Source organism: Gemmatimonas sp., assembly GCF_044345575.1.
GTDB lineage: Bacteria > Gemmatimonadota > Gemmatimonadetes > Gemmatimonadales > Gemmatimonadaceae > Gemmatimonas.
On record NZ_JBIJAW010000274.1, the window covers coordinates 1 to 4370 of the forward strand.

The 4370-nt window shown below is 67.5% G+C and carries 7 protein-coding genes and 1 pseudogene; all 8 read left to right on the plus strand.

Annotated features, from left to right (window positions below):
* Positions 1–375 (plus strand): magnesium chelatase domain-containing protein (locus ACIQ6O_RS13380; protein ID WP_396208289.1); only part of this gene is annotated, 375 nt, incomplete at its 5' end.
* A gap of 27 nt (positions 376–402) precedes the next feature.
* Complete coding sequence (gene ispD, locus ACIQ6O_RS13385; protein ID WP_396208290.1) at positions 403–1182, plus strand: 2-C-methyl-D-erythritol 4-phosphate cytidylyltransferase; 780 nt, start codon at positions 403–405, stop codon at positions 1180–1182.
* An 8-nt stretch (positions 1183–1190) separates the two neighbouring features.
* Positions 1191–1868, plus strand: coding sequence for an L-threonylcarbamoyladenylate synthase (locus tag ACIQ6O_RS13390; protein ID WP_396208291.1), 678 nt, complete (start codon positions 1191–1193; stop codon positions 1866–1868).
* Complete coding sequence (locus tag ACIQ6O_RS13395; RefSeq protein ID WP_396208292.1) at positions 1868–2323, plus strand: low molecular weight protein arginine phosphatase; 456 nt, start codon at positions 1868–1870, stop codon at positions 2321–2323. Before ACIQ6O_RS13390 ends, ACIQ6O_RS13395 begins: the two co-directional genes overlap by 1 nt.
* A gap of 4 nt (positions 2324–2327) precedes the next feature.
* Positions 2328–3203, plus strand: coding sequence for a shikimate dehydrogenase family protein (locus ACIQ6O_RS13400; RefSeq protein WP_396208293.1), 876 nt, complete (start codon positions 2328–2330; stop codon positions 3201–3203).
* A gap of 29 nt (positions 3204–3232) precedes the next feature.
* Positions 3233–3382: pseudogene (locus ACIQ6O_RS13405) on the plus strand (double zinc ribbon domain-containing protein); the annotation flags it as partial.
* A 210-nt stretch (positions 3383–3592) separates the two neighbouring features.
* Positions 3593–4036 carry a ComF family protein gene (locus ACIQ6O_RS13410; RefSeq protein WP_396208295.1) on the plus strand — a complete coding sequence of 148 codons (444 nt, stop codon included), beginning with the start codon at positions 3593–3595 and terminating at the stop codon, positions 4034–4036.
* Positions 4037–4041: 5 nt separating this feature from the next.
* The coding region (locus tag ACIQ6O_RS13415; protein ID WP_396208294.1) for a glyceraldehyde 3-phosphate dehydrogenase NAD-binding domain-containing protein at positions 4042–4370 on the plus strand (329 nt) is incomplete at its 3' end.

Here is a 4370-nt window from a genome sequence, read left to right on the forward strand (position 1 = left end):
CTCCTCCTCGCCGTGTTGGACAAGCGCGGGGGATTCTCCTGCGCACAACTCGACGTGTTCTGCAACATCGTCGGTGGGATGCGGGTGCAGGAGCCCGGCGTCGATCTCGCGATCGTCGCGGCGCTTGCGTCGAGCGTGGTGGACAAACCGCTGCCGGCGCAGGCGATCTTCCTGGGCGAGCTTGGACTCGGAGGCGAGGTGCGGCCGGTCTCACAGGCCGAGCGCCGCCTGGCCGAGGCCGCCAAACTCGGCATGACCACCGCGTTCCTCTCCGATCGAGCGATTCCGCGCAAGGCGCCGGGTGACATGAAGCTCATCGGCGTGCGCACATTGGCCGATGTGCTGCAGCGTACCGTCGGCAAGGACGCTGCGTGAGCAACGCATTCTTCTGGTGAGCAAGGCATGAGCGAACAGGAACTTCCCCCACCGCGTCGAATTATTCCGCCTCCCGTCATCGCGTCGCGCGCCGAGGCGAGCGCGAAGGGATCGGACGTGGTGCGTGATGTGGGCGTGGTCATCGTTGCCGGTGGATCCGGGTCGCGTACCGGCAGCGCGGAGCTCAAGCAATTCCGTTGGGTGTCGGGAAAGCCTGCGCTGCTCCACAGCGTGCAGGCGTTCATGGCGCGCCCCGATGTCGCCGTGGTGGTCGTGGTGCTCCCCAAGGCGTATGCTGCGGATCCGCCGCCCTGGCTCTTCCAGTGTGACGTGGATCGTCTACTCGTCTCCACGGGGGGCAGCGAGCGTCATGAGAGCGTGGTGAATGGGCTGGAGGATCTCCCGGAAGAGGTCGTCGTGGCCGTCGTGCACGATGCCGCGCGCCCGCTTGTGACCGATGCCACCATCGATCGCGTCATCGACGAAGCGCGCAAGGGCCACGGCGCCGTCGCGGCGTTGCCCGTTGTGGATACGCTCAAGGAAGTTGACGAGCATGGCCGCATCGTGCGCACCGTCGACCGTACCCGTTTGTGGCGAGCCCAGACCCCGCAGGCGTTTCCGCGTGAGATGCTCGAGCAGGCGCACGTCGCTGCGCGCCGCGATCACGTCGGCGCCACCGATGACGCCGCACTCTGCGAGCGGCTGGGTTTCGAGGTCGTGGTGGTGCGGGGAAGCGAGCGCGGCATGAAGATCACCGAAGAAGCCGACTTCGCACGCGCCGACGCGCTCAGCATGCTGGCGGAGTAGCGGCCACGGTGGGACACGACTTGGCGCAGCTCACGGTACCCTTCTGGTCGCCGGCCGAGGTTGAGGGGGCGATTCGCGGGACCATCGCCCATCTCGCCGAGCGTCGCGTGCTCGCGTATCCCACCGAAACGGTGTACGGCTTCGGAACGGCAGTCGATCACGAGTCCGTGGAAGCGCTCGTACGCATGAAGGGGCGACCGCCCGGTAAGCCGTTTCTGCTGCTCATCGGTGATCCGCAGCAAGTGCATCGACTCGATTTGTACCTCCCCCCGTACGCTGCTCATCTGGCTGCGCGTTTCTGGCCCGGGCCACTCACGTTGGTGCTGCGCGGTGGTGAGGGGCGGGTACCGCCGCGTCTCCGCGGCCCCGAGGGTGGGGTGGCGGTGCGGCTGACGCCACACCCCGGGTTACGTCGCCTGCTGCAGGCGTACGGGGAACCCATCACCAGCACCAGTGCGAACCGCCCGGGCGTCCCCCCCGCCATGGTCGCCTCCGAAATCGTGCAACAGTGGCCGGACGAAATTCGGCGCGGTCTGCTGCACGTGCTCGATGGTGGCCGGCTCGAACCCTCCAAACCGTCCACGGTGGTCGACTGTACCGGTCGTCGTGCGCGTGTTATTCGCCCGGGTGTGCTGTCGGCGCAGCAGTTGCGCGACGTGGTGCCCGACCTCGTGGGAGATACCTGATGCATCTGCTTTTCGTCTGTACGGGCAATACATGTCGTAGTCCCATGGCGGAATCGATCGCGCAACGTCTCATCGCGGAGCGCCAACTCACCGACCTCAAGGTCAGCAGTGCCGGCACTAGCGCGTGGCCCGATGCACCCGCTTCCGACGGCGCACTGCTCGTGGCGATGGAACACGGCGGGAACCTTGGCGAGCATCGCGCGCGACAACTGTCGCCGGAGGTCGTCGAGGGCGCCGATCTCATTCTCACCATGGGTCCGCATCATCTCGAGCGTGCCGAGGCGCTGGGTGGCGCCGGTCGTTCGCACCTGCTCACCGCCTTTGCGGGTGACACGCCGAGAGCGGTCAGTGATCCCTTCGGGGGTGATCTCGAGGTGTATCGCGCCACGTACGCCGAGCTCGAACACGCGATCGGTGGCATCCTCGACAAGGTCATCCGGCAGCGGGCGAGTTGACCGCGTGAGTGGCGTCTCCGGCATCGTGGCCCGCACGCCACCGAGCGCGCTGGTCATTCTCGGCCAGCCGGTGGCGCGATCTCTCTCGCCCGTGTTTCAGAATGCGGCGCTGCAGGCCTCGCAGATCGCGGTGCAGTACGATCGGCGGGAGGTGGCGCCGGACGAATTGGATGCGGTGCTCGCTGAGTGTCGGGCACGCAATTGCAGCGGCAATGTGACTATGCCGCACAAGGCCGCAGTGTTCGAGCGGGCGGCGCATCGCACGCCCATGGCGGAGCGAACAGGAGCCGTGAACACGTTCTGGTGGGAGGACGGCCACCTGATGGGGCACAACACCGATGTCGCGGGCATTACGGCCACCCTCCGGGCGCTCTGCCCGCGGGGCATCGATGGCGATGTGCTTGTGCTCGGCGCCGGTGGCTCGGCCGCAGCTGTTCTGGTGGCGCTGGAAGGCGCCCAGCGTGCCGCGGGGGCCCACACGATCGTGATGGCCCGCACGCCGGCGCGCGGCGACGCGCTCGTTCGGCGCGTGAAGGCCGAAGCGCAGGTGGTCGCAGACGGTACGCCAATCTCGTGGTCGCGTGTCGCCCTCGTCATCAATGCCACCCCCAAGGGGATGGGCTCCGACGACGCGCTGCCGATGCTCCCGGCGCTCCTCTCCCCACATACCGCGGTCTTCGACCTGGTGTACACCCCGGAGAGTACACGCTGGGTGAACGAGGCGAGGGCACGCGGACTCGACGCCGAGGACGGGCTGCGGATGCTGGTAGAGCAGGGCGCGGCGGCGTTCGAAACGTGGTTCGAAACGCCGGCCCCACGCGAGGCAATGTGGCGCGCCCTCGGCGTCCCCATGCCCTCCCCTCATGCAGTACGCCGGTGACGCTGCGCGTGAGCTCAACGTGGCGTGCCGTGGCGAGCGGCGCGATCGATCTGCTGCTCCCGGCGGCGTGCGTGCTCTGTCGCCGCGCGCATCGCCCCGACGAACACGATGGGATCGTTTGCGGCGCGTGCTGGGCGCAGCTCGAAGCATTTCCGCTTCCGCACTGCGACCGGTGCGGTCATCCCCGGTTGTCTCTGGCCGCCCCGGCGGCCCCCGGTATCGACGATCGCCCAGCAGAGCTACCGGCGTGCCGCTGGTGTCCGCGGTTGTCGCCGGCCGTGCGCGCGGTGCGATCGGTTACGCGTATGGACCGCGGATGTGGAGGCGAGCTCGTGCATGCGCTCAAATACCAGGGGTGGACCCGCGTCGCGGAAGCCATGGGACGACGGATGGCACGACTCGATTGGCCGATGGATGTGCGGGAAGAACGCTCCGCGATCGTGCCGATTCCGCTCGGCCGCAGCCGCCTGCGCGAGCGCGGTTACAACCAGGCGGCCCTGCTGGCGCACGCCGTGTCCCTGTGGTGGAACGTGCCCGTGCTCGCCGACGCACTCGTGCGCGTACGTGAGACCCGTTCGCAGGTGCGGTTGACACCTTCGGACCGGTCAGGCAACGTTTCACGGGCGTTCGTCGTGCCAAAAGAGCGACGGGCAGCGCTTCGTGGCCAGCACGTGGTGCTGGTGGACGACGTGATCACGACCGCTGCGACGGTCAATGCCGCGGTCGATGCCTTGCTCGACGGCGGCGCCCGCATCATCAGCTGTGTGACCTTCGGTCGGGCGCCTGAACCCGGCGACCGGACCGCTCAAAACTCAGACTTCATCCGGAACTGACACGAATGGCTCTTCGCGTTGGCATCAACGGCTTCGGCCGCATCGGCCGCCAGGTGCTGCGTGCCGCCAAGCTGCAGGGCGTCGCGGACATCGATTTCGTTGCCATCAACGATCTCACCGACACCAAGACCCTCGCACACCTCTTCAAGTACGACTCGGTGCACGGGAAGTACGACGGTCAGGTGAGCGCGGACGCCGATGGAATCACGATCGACGGCGACACGGTGAAGATCCTCGCCGAGCGTGACCCCGCGAAGCTCCCGTGGAAGGACCTCGGCGTCGATATCGTGCTCGAATCGACCGGCCGCTTCACGGACGCCAAGGATGCCGTAAA